This window comes from Hufsiella ginkgonis (genome assembly GCF_009834915.1).
In the GTDB taxonomy this organism is placed as follows: domain Bacteria; phylum Bacteroidota; class Bacteroidia; order Sphingobacteriales; family Sphingobacteriaceae; genus Hufsiella; species Hufsiella ginkgonis.
The window spans coordinates 298,514-310,304 of sequence record NZ_WVHS01000001.1; the positions used below are offsets into that span (position 1 = coordinate 298,514).

General features: G+C 53.4%; 14 protein-coding genes. 2 read left to right on the top strand and 12 right to left on the bottom strand.

Translation table 11 applies throughout. The features are described 5' to 3' along the window. Positions 1-31 precede the first annotated feature (31 nt). Genes GS398_RS01215 through GS398_RS01235 form a run of 5 tightly spaced genes read right to left on the bottom strand, consistent with a single transcriptional unit; the run spans position 32 to position 4,292 of the window. Positions 32-898: a tyrosine-type recombinase/integrase gene (locus tag GS398_RS01215; RefSeq protein WP_160904929.1), complete on the bottom strand. Its 867-nt coding sequence runs from the start codon at positions 896-898 to the stop codon at positions 32-34. Between the two features lie 2 nt (positions 899-900). Beyond that, a complete protein-coding gene (locus GS398_RS01220) occupies positions 901-1,365 on the bottom strand; it encodes a tyrosine-type recombinase/integrase (protein ID WP_160905937.1) in 465 nt (154 codons plus the stop codon). Between the two features lie 26 nt (positions 1,366-1,391). Then, positions 1,392-1,748: a hypothetical protein gene (locus tag GS398_RS01225; RefSeq protein ID WP_160904930.1), complete on the bottom strand. Its 357-nt coding sequence runs from the start codon at positions 1,746-1,748 to the stop codon at positions 1,392-1,394. Continuing rightward, positions 1,729-4,077 carry a toprim domain-containing protein gene (locus GS398_RS01230; protein ID WP_202405917.1) on the bottom strand — a complete coding sequence of 783 codons (2,349 nt, stop codon included), beginning with the start codon at positions 4,075-4,077 and terminating at the stop codon, positions 1,729-1,731. The genes GS398_RS01225 and GS398_RS01230 overlap by 20 nt, the downstream gene beginning before the upstream one ends. Further along, the gene (locus tag GS398_RS01235; protein WP_160904931.1) at positions 4,074-4,292 is read right to left on the bottom strand and encodes a SymE family type I addiction module toxin; all 219 of its coding nucleotides are present in this window, start codon (positions 4,290-4,292) and stop codon (positions 4,074-4,076) included. Before GS398_RS01235 ends, GS398_RS01230 begins: the two co-directional genes overlap by 4 nt. Before the next feature lie 139 nt (positions 4,293-4,431). Here GS398_RS01235 and GS398_RS01240 point away from each other — a divergent pair, with 139 nt between their 5' ends. Continuing rightward, entirely contained in the window at positions 4,432-4,770 is a 339-nt protein-coding gene (locus GS398_RS01240; protein WP_160904932.1) for a helix-turn-helix domain-containing protein, read from the top strand. A gap of 3 nt (positions 4,771-4,773) precedes the next feature. Here the strand turns inward: GS398_RS01240 and GS398_RS01245 are convergent, their stop codons facing one another. From GS398_RS01245 to GS398_RS01275, 7 genes are all read right to left on the bottom strand, one after another. Beyond that, positions 4,774-5,292: a hypothetical protein gene (locus tag GS398_RS01245; RefSeq protein ID WP_160904933.1), complete on the bottom strand. Its 519-nt coding sequence runs from the start codon at positions 5,290-5,292 to the stop codon at positions 4,774-4,776. Next, a complete protein-coding gene (locus tag GS398_RS01250) occupies positions 5,292-6,230 on the bottom strand; it encodes an RHS repeat-associated core domain-containing protein (RefSeq protein ID WP_160905939.1) in 939 nt (312 codons plus the stop codon). Before GS398_RS01250 ends, GS398_RS01245 begins: the two co-directional genes overlap by 1 nt. A gap of 815 nt (positions 6,231-7,045) precedes the next feature. Beyond that, on the bottom strand, positions 7,046-7,912 hold the full coding sequence (locus tag GS398_RS01255; RefSeq protein WP_160904929.1) for a tyrosine-type recombinase/integrase: 867 nt from the start codon (positions 7,910-7,912) through the stop codon (positions 7,046-7,048). 2 nt (positions 7,913-7,914) lie between these two features. Beyond that, a complete protein-coding gene (locus GS398_RS01260) occupies positions 7,915-8,379 on the bottom strand; it encodes a tyrosine-type recombinase/integrase (RefSeq protein WP_160905937.1) in 465 nt (154 codons plus the stop codon). Positions 8,380-8,405: 26 nt separating this feature from the next. After that, positions 8,406-8,762, bottom strand: a complete 357-nt coding sequence (locus GS398_RS01265; protein WP_160904930.1) for a hypothetical protein — start codon at positions 8,760-8,762, stop codon at positions 8,406-8,408. Then, on the bottom strand, positions 8,743-11,091 hold the full coding sequence (locus tag GS398_RS01270) for a toprim domain-containing protein (protein WP_202405917.1): 2,349 nt from the start codon (positions 11,089-11,091) through the stop codon (positions 8,743-8,745). The genes GS398_RS01265 and GS398_RS01270 overlap by 20 nt, the downstream gene beginning before the upstream one ends. Then, positions 11,088-11,306, bottom strand: coding sequence for a SymE family type I addiction module toxin (locus tag GS398_RS01275; RefSeq protein WP_160904931.1), 219 nt, complete (start codon positions 11,304-11,306; stop codon positions 11,088-11,090). The genes GS398_RS01270 and GS398_RS01275 overlap by 4 nt, the downstream gene beginning before the upstream one ends. Before the next feature lie 139 nt (positions 11,307-11,445). Between GS398_RS01275 and GS398_RS01280 the strand changes: the two genes are divergently transcribed. Further along, positions 11,446-11,784 carry a helix-turn-helix domain-containing protein gene (locus GS398_RS01280; RefSeq protein ID WP_160904932.1) on the top strand — a complete coding sequence of 113 codons (339 nt, stop codon included), beginning with the start codon at positions 11,446-11,448 and terminating at the stop codon, positions 11,782-11,784. Positions 11,785-11,791 lie beyond the last annotated feature (7 nt).

The following is an 11,791-nucleotide window of genomic DNA, read 5'->3' on the forward strand; positions in this document are numbered from 1 at the left end:
AACTTCGGACACTGCAATTAAAGCCTGTAGTTCACTTCATCGGGTGCCGTGCCTGGATGATGCTGTGCAAAGCTTGCACCTGGTCCTGCCGGTACTTTTCAGTCGCGCTGATCTTTCGGTGACCGGCAAACACCTGTACCGCCCGCAGTTCCTTTTCTGCTTTAAGAAGGTTTGTGATCACGCTGGCCCGGATCGTCCGGCAGCTCACTTTGCGGGGATGGAACAGGCTGCCGTAATGGCTCGTTACATGTTTGATTATGTCGGCGGCGAGCAGGTGGCCACCCCGCAATCCGACCAGGAAGCGATCACTTTGCCTGCCATCAAGAAGCTGTTTCCGGATCACCTGCAGGTAGTTCAGCATCAGCAGTACTTGGGCGGCCCTCAGCGACAGCGTTCGCCCGTTAGTATTCGCCTGCGCCCGGACCCGGACCGTTCCCGCTTCCAGATCGATATCTTCTGTACGAAGATCTTCCAGTTCGCGGGGCTGCAAAGCCTGGTGAATGAGCAGGCCCATAAGTACTTTATTTCGTGTGGCCAACAGGGTATACCGTTCTTCTTTGTGAAGTAATTGCCCGAGCTCGTCCGGGGTTAACAGGTCCTGCAGCTGGATATCTGTGCTGATGGGATCGCGCAAACGTACAGATACCGCCGGGTTGTCCGTGCGTTTTCCGGCCAGGGTCAGGTACTGGTAATACGCTTTCAGGCTGCACAGGATCCGGCGAACCGTGCCGGCATTGGGGTAACGTTTGCGAAGCCGGCCGATATAGGTCATCACCTCCTTAAAGCCGGCCTGGTCTGCACCAGGGCAATTACTTCGGTAGATCTCAATTTCACGGGCGTACAGCCGGGCCGTCGGTGCTGCGTAGCGCTCCGACAGGTAATCATGTAGTTCATTCATCGTTAAAGGGTTAAGAGTTGCTGCCGGCTTATCCCGGCATAGATCTGCGTGGTTTCCAAACAGGAGTGGCCCAGGAACTCCCGGAGCAGTTCCATGCTCACGCCCGAGGCCAGCAGGTGCGTAGCGATCGAGTGACGCAGGTGGTGCAGCGTAGTGCCTGGCGGCAAACCCGCTCTTTCGAGCAGTTCCGAAAGAACGCCCTGGTAACCCTGGCCGCTCATTCTTCCGCCGGTTTTGTTCAGCATAAAGGCACGTTCCTGGTGATCTGCACGCTCCTGCATATAGTAGTTCTCCAGGTCGGCGGCCACCTGGGCAGGCATCGGCACCACGCGCCGTTTGGCTCCCTTACCCGAACGGACGTACAGCAATCGCTGTGCAAAGTGTACGTCTCTTGCATTCAGTGCTTCGCCCTCGTTTCTGCGCAGGCCACAGCTGTAGAACAGGTGCAGTACCGCACGTTCCTGCATCGTCCGGCAGGCGGCAAAGAGCTTTTCTATAGCATCGGGAGCAAGCGGTTTCCGGCTACTTCTTTCGGGCCTGGGGAAGCGGATCGCGCTGATCGGGTTATGATCGATCCCGCCCGTTTCTTCCAGCCAGGCAAGAGCACCCGCAGGGCGTAAACGTGGTGGTGGATATACGTTTCGCTTAGCCCGCCTGAACGGTGTTTGCCTGGCCGCTCGCCCAGGTGATGATGATAAAGATGAACGTGGTGAGGCTCGGTCAACTGGATATCAGTAAGTGCGCAGTGTTCCAGGAAGTCGGAGGCAATGGCCGGCAACAGCGACACGCTGCCTTTGCCATAACCGGCGCTGGTTAGGTAAGCCTTAAAGTCAGTGATCAGCGGCATCATAGGTGATAGGTGTATGACGGTTTGTAAAGGCTCCCTTGCACATATTCCTGGAACTTGGAACGCTAGCGACAAAAACGGCCTTTACATGCTCCATTATGCGTTTTTTATCAGTTCTGGTGTTCCGTGGTGTTCCAGCTTTCAGCGCGTCCAGTTGGTTCTCCAGGTGCGCCCGGATCTTTTCCCGGATCGCCAGGTAGTTGTCCCAGTACACGATCCGGTATTTAAAGCCCCGGTTGGCGTAACCGCCGGACTGGCGCAGGTATTCTAAGGCAGTCAGTTCATTCACATAGCGGAACAGCTGCGTCTTGCTCAGGGCCAACGCCTGCCGCACTTCCAGCAAACTGAACTCCGCTTTTTGGTGGTTACCCGGATACGTTTTTTCAAGGTAACCTTTCAATCGCTCAAAGAAGGCGCGTAGCGATCCGTCCAGCTCGTCCACTTTCAGCACGATGCTTTCAAACAAGATCAGCTCGCCATTGCTCTGCAGCTCGCGGAAGGCCAGGCCCGCTTCCTCGGGCAGCCCGTCCATGTCTTCCAGGCACAGCAGGCGGTTGATCAGGAAGTTTTTCGGGTAGTTGTACAGCGCCTTATCGCTCACGCGGGTCAACCGGGTCACTTTTTCGGGCGGCATGCAGTCGGAGATCTGCCGGAGCAAACGCGTCTTGCCGCTGCCGGAGCTGCCCTGGATCAGCGCGTGAAGGGGCTCAGCCATCTTATAGCTGGCGGCGATCAGGAACAGCAGCAACCGGCTGTTTTCTTCGCCTACGATACCCGTTTTGCCAAGCAGCTCGCTTAACTCCGTGATCAGCGACGGGCTTTTCGCCAAGGCTTCGGCCTGCTCGCGTTCCAGCGCGGTTAAAGGCGTCAGTACTTCTTCGCCCGGATCCGTTTCACGATTTTTAAGGAGTTCCTGTTCGCGGTAGCTTTCTAATAGATCGGTCAGCTTGTGCAGGTCGGTTTCCATCTGGTAAGTATCTATGTGGAGTTTTTCGGCCGCTTCCCTTGCCGTCTTTTCCACCTGTTTATCTTCGTACAGGTCGAGCTTTACGCGGCTCTTGCCGCTTTCGGTTTCGATGGCCAAAGTAACTTTCAGGCTGTCGGGCAGTTTGGAGATGCCGCCCAGGATATAGTAGCGGGCGGTATCCGTCCGGAAGCTTAGCTTCCAGGGGTTTTCCACGTTCAGGGCGGGGGCTTCTTTGGGCGGTTCGGGAACTGGTTGGAAAGGGGCAGGTTTTTCTTTTTCAGCTGATAGATTTTCAGTTGAAAGAAAAAGATCCGTGCGCTCGGCCAGCAGCTGGCTGAACAGGGCTTGATCCTGGTGAGCCAGTGCCGTTTCGTTCACGTCTTTACACGGCAGGGCAAGGGTCGAGATTTTAAGGGCGGGCAGTTCCCCGTGCAGTTCTGCGGCGTATTTCCGGGCGGCAGCTTGTCCGGCATCATCGCTGTCGAAGGCGAAGATGAGTTCTTGCAGATCGGCAAGTGCTTTAATGGCCGCCCGGTGTTCTTCGTTCAGCCCGTTGGTACCGTAGGCGGCAAGGACGCTATAGGTTGCCGTAACCGGGTCAAGCTGCAATAGCGTGGCGGCATCGATGACGCTTTCGGTCAGGATCAGCTTTTTCGTCGCCGGATCCGGGTAGCCCGGGTAGAGCCCGCTCCGCTCTTTTAAGTAAAAGTGTTTAGCGTGGTCGTTATTCACGGTACTGCGGAAGTATAGGCCGCTGATCTGGTGCTGATTATTTCGCAGGGCGAACACCAGGCAGCATTTACCGAAGGGCTGGTAAGCTTTTTCGCCGGTACGGCTATTGGTCAGGTTCTTATCGATCAGCAGGCCGTATTTCAAACAGCTTTGCACCAGGTGTTCTTCCTTGCGCGTCCCGTGGTGGAACTGCCCGGCGTTGTAGCCGATCTCCGTTTTTCGGAAGTCCAGACCGCGCCCGGCGATATAATCCTGGGCAGGTTTTGAGTTATGCACCGCGTTTTTGAAGTAGGTGAACTGCCGGGTCAGTACCGCCGTTCTGGTCAGCTCGGCGGCAGGGTGTACCTGGACTGCGCTGTCTCCGCCGATCAGGGTTTTGCATTTCTCCAAAGCCTCGTGTTTGGTCAGCTTTTCCAGGCGCTGAACCAGCTCGATCACGTCCATACTATGGCCGTGCGTGGGGCAGTTCCCGCTGAAACAGTATGCCGTATGCGTCTTGTAATAAAGCTGCATGCTCGGCGTTTTGTCATCATGGAACGGGCAGTGCAGCCGGTTCTGCTTGTCGGCTTTCAGGCCGTAATGGCGCAGCACTTCGGCAAGGGTAAGCTGCTGCTTGATCTCGGCGATGGTCATTTTTTACGGGATTTCTTTGCAGGCTGTTCCGGCACCCACTTGGTACGTGACAGGGTCAGTTTGCCTTCTTCTACCTCGATGTTCACATAATCGCCGGGTTTAAAGTCCGCCTGCTCAAGCCATAAACCGGTCATGGTCACATGAGGGCGCTGCTGGTTGGTGGCGCCGTATTTCTTGTACACGCGGATGGTTCGGGTGGTGAGTTCGGGCTTCATAATAAAAAGTTTTATGATAAACATGTGGAACAAATGTAGCGGATGTTTTTCATTGTTGCAAACAATACTTATTTCTTTTGATAAACACCTTTGCCTATTTTTGCCTCATAACCCAATAAAGCAGTAACATTAGATAACAATGGTTAACATCGGGGATCGTATTATACAGCTGAGAAAGGCCAGGAACTGGTCACAGGATGATCTTGCCAAAGCTATTGAAGCCTCCAGGGTGATGATCGGAAAGTATGAGCGCGGCGACAACTCGCCCTCGATCGAGGTGATCGCAAGGCTTGCCAAAGCCTTTGAGGTGTCGGTGGATTATTTGTTGGGGGAAGGGCTGAACGCCTCCTACGATAAGGAGATGATCAAACGCCTGGACGAGCTGGAAACGCTGCCGGATGATGAAAAGAAGCGCATATTCGAGTATATGGACCTCATTATCCGCGATTACAAGACAAAGAAGAACTACGGTAAATAAGTTCTAATTTACTTTTCTTAACTCGAACTTGCCTATAACATTCTTGGAGTAACTCTTTGATAAATAGCGGCCCTGCTGGACCTTCCAAGTAAGCACGCTATCGCTCGGTAGTGTCTCAAAGTCTGTAATCATCGCATCATTAGCTGCAGGCCTAAAGTAACTCTCAGAAGTAAGGCCAATGGTCCACGTCTCGTATAACCCTTTCAGATTTTTATTGTCAGAGATAACTATTAATTGATACCCATTATCCTCAATTTGAGATTTTTCGCTAAACAACCCCTTATATCGCCATTGGTGTTCCAACCACGCGGATCTGACGGGAATAGAAAGCGTGTCATTGATCCGATAAGGGTTCGTAGGAGATGTATATTCGCATACGAACACCTCTCGTTTCTTAGCATCGTTAATATCCTTGCTTGCGCCAAGGTGGCCATTTGTCAGGGCCAGGTTACAAGAACAGAGGCAGGAAGCAAAGACAAATATCAATGCGTAAAAATTGACATGATTTAATGCTGTTTTCATTATTTCCCTTGTCCTGGTATACCATTTAATTTTTTCATTTCTTCTATATCAACGGTAGCGGTACCATTTGGCATCTGTCCGAATTTAGTAGGTAATGTAAGCAATCGTCCCCCTGCGTTATTCGTCATTATTCTAACAAATCGATCATTAGGAACCGGTGGCAACACTTTTTGAAAGTTTGTTCGAGGGGTTAACGGCATATAGCCAGGATCTAATTTCGCGGTTTTCAACGCATCGCTAGCAACATCTATACAGCTTGCACAAAAAACATTATAATCACCTTTCACTTGCTCAGCTGCCGCTTTCCTCATTTCTTCATCCTTCTTTTCATCTGTTTTGATTTCGTACCCTTTTTTATAAACGGTTGCACCATTCTCATCTTTATTATCTTTACTGTTCAAAAAATCATGTAACGTATCATAATGACGTGCGACTACTGGGTTCTTGTTGGAAGGGCCAACCATCCCAGCATTCTCATTGGTGCCATTTTTAGAATAGAAATCATACCCCGTATTTGTATTTCCAATGAGTACAGCAGCATGTCCCAAACGGTATACATGGGATGGGGCGCTTAGGACGATAAGATCTCTGCCATCAGGATCAATGCTGTTCAGCGGATTGTTCTTCACGTATACATAGGGCGACGTGTTTTTATAACTGGTTGCACTTGGATCCACCACATTCCACCTCCCCGTTACCGGATCATAGAACCTCGCCCCGTAATCATACTGCCCGTCCAGTTCCTCCTGTATCTCCTTCCCATTATAAAGGTACTTATTCCCTCCCGAACCGGTTTTCCAGGCGATTTTCAGCGTCTCGCACGCCTTTTTTCGCCGGAGTTTCTTTGCCTTGAAGGTAGGATTTTTATTTTCAGTTGAAAGAAAGAAGAACAGGATTTCAGATTCAGTTGAAAGAAAAAAGACCGGTGGCAGGTTCAGTTAAAGGGGATCAGGTATTTTTTTTAGCTGAAAGAAGAAGATTATTCAATTGAAAGAAAGAAGTGCGCGTGTTCTGGATCAGTATCCCGGTTCCATTCACGGCAGGAAAAGCGGCATTCGTCTTCGTCAGTCAGCGCAAAAGCCACGCCAGCCCGTCCGGCACTTTGAAGTATCGTTTACCCATCAGGCAATCGTTCAGCGCCTACCGTGCTGTCATGTCTTTCGCCTTCCTTCCTCGTCCTCATAGTCGGCTCCTCTGTCTGCTCGTTCCTCGCATCCAGCCGCCGCCTTATTGCTTGGCTCGCCTGCGGGTCGCTCGGGCTTCGGGCGACCTTGTTTTGTTGCCTGCGGCAGCATGGCCGCCCTCGTGTAGTTCGCCCGGGCCGGGACGATCCGTTTACCCTTGAAGTCCTCGTTCGGCCCGGCCTCCTACATATGCGCCGGTCGCGCTCGTGCCTCGCGCTTCTCCCGGCTCACCCTCGCTCCACTCGCAGGACGGCTCGCGAAGATCCTGCCCTTAACCAATGATCGTTTCCCTTTGAAGATCCACCCGGGCGCTTTAGGGGCAGTGCCAGCCTGGCCGGGGAGAACAACGGCATCCTCCGAAGCAGGGACACTGCACCCGTCCAACCCTGCCATGAGGACAAGGGCCTGCACGATCCGTTTTCACCATCACGTTAGTGCTTTTCGGCCCTTATCCTCATAGCCGGGCAGCAGGCGAAAAGGCCGTACACAAAAAGAGGAAGATGATATATCCTTTGCCTCCGCACCAACGGCAGTGGGGAACTTCGGACACTGCAATTAAAGCCTGTAGTTCACTTCATCGGGTGCCGTGCCTGGATGATGCTGTGCAAAGCTTGCACCTGGTCCTGCCGGTACTTTTCAGTCGCGCTGATCTTTCGGTGACCGGCAAACACCTGTACCGCCCGCAGTTCCTTTTCTGCTTTAAGAAGGTTTGTGATCACGCTGGCCCGGATCGTCCGGCAGCTCACTTTGCGGGGATGGAACAGGCTGCCGTAATGGCTCGTTACATGTTTGATTATGTCGGCGGCGAGCAGGTGGCCACCCCGCAATCCGACCAGGAAGCGATCACTTTGCCTGCCATCAAGAAGCTGTTTCCGGATCACCTGCAGGTAGTTCAGCATCAGCAGTACTTGGGCGGCCCTCAGCGACAGCGTTCGCCCGTTAGTATTCGCCTGCGCCCGGACCCGGACCGTTCCCGCTTCCAGATCGATATCTTCTGTACGAAGATCTTCCAGTTCGCGGGGCTGCAAAGCCTGGTGAATGAGCAGGCCCATAAGTACTTTATTTCGTGTGGCCAACAGGGTATACCGTTCTTCTTTGTGAAGTAATTGCCCGAGCTCGTCCGGGGTTAACAGGTCCTGCAGCTGGATATCTGTGCTGATGGGATCGCGCAAACGTACAGATACCGCCGGGTTGTCCGTGCGTTTTCCGGCCAGGGTCAGGTACTGGTAATACGCTTTCAGGCTGCACAGGATCCGGCGAACCGTGCCGGCATTGGGGTAACGTTTGCGAAGCCGGCCGATATAGGTCATCACCTCCTTAAAGCCGGCCTGGTCTGCACCAGGGCAATTACTTCGGTAGATCTCAATTTCACGGGCGTACAGCCGGGCCGTCGGTGCTGCGTAGCGCTCCGACAGGTAATCATGTAGTTCATTCATCGTTAAAGGGTTAAGAGTTGCTGCCGGCTTATCCCGGCATAGATCTGCGTGGTTTCCAAACAGGAGTGGCCCAGGAACTCCCGGAGCAGTTCCATGCTCACGCCCGAGGCCAGCAGGTGCGTAGCGATCGAGTGACGCAGGTGGTGCAGCGTAGTGCCTGGCGGCAAACCCGCTCTTTCGAGCAGTTCCGAAAGAACGCCCTGGTAACCCTGGCCGCTCATTCTTCCGCCGGTTTTGTTCAGCATAAAGGCACGTTCCTGGTGATCTGCACGCTCCTGCATATAGTAGTTCTCCAGGTCGGCGGCCACCTGGGCAGGCATCGGCACCACGCGCCGTTTGGCTCCCTTACCCGAACGGACGTACAGCAATCGCTGTGCAAAGTGTACGTCTCTTGCATTCAGTGCTTCGCCCTCGTTTCTGCGCAGGCCACAGCTGTAGAACAGGTGCAGTACCGCACGTTCCTGCATCGTCCGGCAGGCGGCAAAGAGCTTTTCTATAGCATCGGGAGCAAGCGGTTTCCGGCTACTTCTTTCGGGCCTGGGGAAGCGGATCGCGCTGATCGGGTTATGATCGATCCCGCCCGTTTCTTCCAGCCAGGCAAGAGCACCCGCAGGGCGTAAACGTGGTGGTGGATATACGTTTCGCTTAGCCCGCCTGAACGGTGTTTGCCTGGCCGCTCGCCCAGGTGATGATGATAAAGATGAACGTGGTGAGGCTCGGTCAACTGGATATCAGTAAGTGCGCAGTGTTCCAGGAAGTCGGAGGCAATGGCCGGCAACAGCGACACGCTGCCTTTGCCATAACCGGCGCTGGTTAGGTAAGCCTTAAAGTCAGTGATCAGCGGCATCATAGGTGATAGGTGTATGACGGTTTGTAAAGGCTCCCTTGCACATATTCCTGGAACTTGGAACGCTAGCGACAAAAACGGCCTTTACATGCTCCATTATGCGTTTTTTATCAGTTCTGGTGTTCCGTGGTGTTCCAGCTTTCAGCGCGTCCAGTTGGTTCTCCAGGTGCGCCCGGATCTTTTCCCGGATCGCCAGGTAGTTGTCCCAGTACACGATCCGGTATTTAAAGCCCCGGTTGGCGTAACCGCCGGACTGGCGCAGGTATTCTAAGGCAGTCAGTTCATTCACATAGCGGAACAGCTGCGTCTTGCTCAGGGCCAACGCCTGCCGCACTTCCAGCAAACTGAACTCCGCTTTTTGGTGGTTACCCGGATACGTTTTTTCAAGGTAACCTTTCAATCGCTCAAAGAAGGCGCGTAGCGATCCGTCCAGCTCGTCCACTTTCAGCACGATGCTTTCAAACAAGATCAGCTCGCCATTGCTCTGCAGCTCGCGGAAGGCCAGGCCCGCTTCCTCGGGCAGCCCGTCCATGTCTTCCAGGCACAGCAGGCGGTTGATCAGGAAGTTTTTCGGGTAGTTGTACAGCGCCTTATCGCTCACGCGGGTCAACCGGGTCACTTTTTCGGGCGGCATGCAGTCGGAGATCTGCCGGAGCAAACGCGTCTTGCCGCTGCCGGAGCTGCCCTGGATCAGCGCGTGAAGGGGCTCAGCCATCTTATAGCTGGCGGCGATCAGGAACAGCAGCAACCGGCTGTTTTCTTCGCCTACGATACCCGTTTTGCCAAGCAGCTCGCTTAACTCCGTGATCAGCGACGGGCTTTTCGCCAAGGCTTCGGCCTGCTCGCGTTCCAGCGCGGTTAAAGGCGTCAGTACTTCTTCGCCCGGATCCGTTTCACGATTTTTAAGGAGTTCCTGTTCGCGGTAGCTTTCTAATAGATCGGTCAGCTTGTGCAGGTCGGTTTCCATCTGGTAAGTATCTATGTGGAGTTTTTCGGCCGCTTCCCTTGCCGTCTTTTCCACCTGTTTATCTTCGTACAGGTCGAGCTTTACGCGGCTCTTGCCGCTTTCGGTTTCGATGGCCAAAGTAACTTTCAGGCTGTCGGGCAGTTTGGAGATGCCGCCCAGGATATAGTAGCGGGCGGTATCCGTCCGGAAGCTTAGCTTCCAGGGGTTTTCCACGTTCAGGGCGGGGGCTTCTTTGGGCGGTTCGGGAACTGGTTGGAAAGGGGCAGGTTTTTCTTTTTCAGCTGATAGATTTTCAGTTGAAAGAAAAAGATCCGTGCGCTCGGCCAGCAGCTGGCTGAACAGGGCTTGATCCTGGTGAGCCAGTGCCGTTTCGTTCACGTCTTTACACGGCAGGGCAAGGGTCGAGATTTTAAGGGCGGGCAGTTCCCCGTGCAGTTCTGCGGCGTATTTCCGGGCGGCAGCTTGTCCGGCATCATCGCTGTCGAAGGCGAAGATGAGTTCTTGCAGATCGGCAAGTGCTTTAATGGCCGCCCGGTGTTCTTCGTTCAGCCCGTTGGTACCGTAGGCGGCAAGGACGCTATAGGTTGCCGTAACCGGGTCAAGCTGCAATAGCGTGGCGGCATCGATGACGCTTTCGGTCAGGATCAGCTTTTTCGTCGCCGGATCCGGGTAGCCCGGGTAGAGCCCGCTCCGCTCTTTTAAGTAAAAGTGTTTAGCGTGGTCGTTATTCACGGTACTGCGGAAGTATAGGCCGCTGATCTGGTGCTGATTATTTCGCAGGGCGAACACCAGGCAGCATTTACCGAAGGGCTGGTAAGCTTTTTCGCCGGTACGGCTATTGGTCAGGTTCTTATCGATCAGCAGGCCGTATTTCAAACAGCTTTGCACCAGGTGTTCTTCCTTGCGCGTCCCGTGGTGGAACTGCCCGGCGTTGTAGCCGATCTCCGTTTTTCGGAAGTCCAGACCGCGCCCGGCGATATAATCCTGGGCAGGTTTTGAGTTATGCACCGCGTTTTTGAAGTAGGTGAACTGCCGGGTCAGTACCGCCGTTCTGGTCAGCTCGGCGGCAGGGTGTACCTGGACTGCGCTGTCTCCGCCGATCAGGGTTTTGCATTTCTCCAAAGCCTCGTGTTTGGTCAGCTTTTCCAGGCGCTGAACCAGCTCGATCACGTCCATACTATGGCCGTGCGTGGGGCAGTTCCCGCTGAAACAGTATGCCGTATGCGTCTTGTAATAAAGCTGCATGCTCGGCGTTTTGTCATCATGGAACGGGCAGTGCAGCCGGTTCTGCTTGTCGGCTTTCAGGCCGTAATGGCGCAGCACTTCGGCAAGGGTAAGCTGCTGCTTGATCTCGGCGATGGTCATTTTTTACGGGATTTCTTTGCAGGCTGTTCCGGCACCCACTTGGTACGTGACAGGGTCAGTTTGCCTTCTTCTACCTCGATGTTCACATAATCGCCGGGTTTAAAGTCCGCCTGCTCAAGCCATAAACCGGTCATGGTCACATGAGGGCGCTGCTGGTTGGTGGCGCCGTATTTCTTGTACACGCGGATGGTTCGGGTGGTGAGTTCGGGCTTCATAATAAAAAGTTTTATGATAAACATGTGGAACAAATGTAGCGGATGTTTTTCATTGTTGCAAACAATACTTATTTCTTTTGATAAACACCTTTGCCTATTTTTGCCTCATAACCCAATAAAGCAGTAACATTAGATAACAATGGTTAACATCGGGGATCGTATTATACAGCTGAGAAAGGCCAGGAACTGGTCACAGGATGATCTTGCCAAAGCTATTGAAGCCTCCAGGGTGATGATCGGAAAGTATGAGCGCGGCGACAACTCGCCCTCGATCGAGGTGATCGCAAGGCTTGCCAAAGCCTTTGAGGTGTCGGTGGATTATTTGTTGGGGGAAGGGCTGAACGCCTCCTACGATAAGGAGATGATCAAACGCCTGGACGAGCTGGAAACGCTGCCGGATGATGAAAAGAAGCGCATATTCGAGTATATGGACCTCATTATCCGCGATTACAAGACAAAGAAGAACTACGGTAAATAACAAAAGC

Bases quoted from the DNA above. Each gene is read 5' to 3' on its own strand.
- GS398_RS01215 (WP_160904929.1), bottom strand. From the start codon at position 898: ATGAATGAACTACATGATTACCTGTCGGAGCGCTACGCAGCACCGACG.
- GS398_RS01220 (WP_160905937.1), bottom strand. From the start codon at position 1,365: ATGCAGGAACGTGCGGTACTGCACCTGTTCTACAGCTGTGGCCTGCGC.
- GS398_RS01225 (WP_160904930.1), bottom strand. From the start codon at position 1,748: ATGATGCCGCTGATCACTGACTTTAAGGCTTACCTAACCAGCGCCGGT.
- GS398_RS01230 (WP_202405917.1), bottom strand. From the start codon at position 4,077: ATGACCATCGCCGAGATCAAGCAGCAGCTTACCCTTGCCGAAGTGCTG.
- GS398_RS01235 (WP_160904931.1), bottom strand. From the start codon at position 4,292: ATGAAGCCCGAACTCACCACCCGAACCATCCGCGTGTACAAGAAATAC.
- GS398_RS01240 (WP_160904932.1), top strand. From the start codon at position 4,432: ATGGTTAACATCGGGGATCGTATTATACAGCTGAGAAAGGCCAGGAAC.
- GS398_RS01245 (WP_160904933.1), bottom strand. From the start codon at position 5,292: ATGAAAACAGCATTAAATCATGTCAATTTTTACGCATTGATATTTGTC.
- GS398_RS01255 (WP_160904929.1), bottom strand. From the start codon at position 7,912: ATGAATGAACTACATGATTACCTGTCGGAGCGCTACGCAGCACCGACG.
- GS398_RS01260 (WP_160905937.1), bottom strand. From the start codon at position 8,379: ATGCAGGAACGTGCGGTACTGCACCTGTTCTACAGCTGTGGCCTGCGC.
- GS398_RS01265 (WP_160904930.1), bottom strand. From the start codon at position 8,762: ATGATGCCGCTGATCACTGACTTTAAGGCTTACCTAACCAGCGCCGGT.
- GS398_RS01270 (WP_202405917.1), bottom strand. From the start codon at position 11,091: ATGACCATCGCCGAGATCAAGCAGCAGCTTACCCTTGCCGAAGTGCTG.
- GS398_RS01275 (WP_160904931.1), bottom strand. From the start codon at position 11,306: ATGAAGCCCGAACTCACCACCCGAACCATCCGCGTGTACAAGAAATAC.
- GS398_RS01280 (WP_160904932.1), top strand. From the start codon at position 11,446: ATGGTTAACATCGGGGATCGTATTATACAGCTGAGAAAGGCCAGGAAC.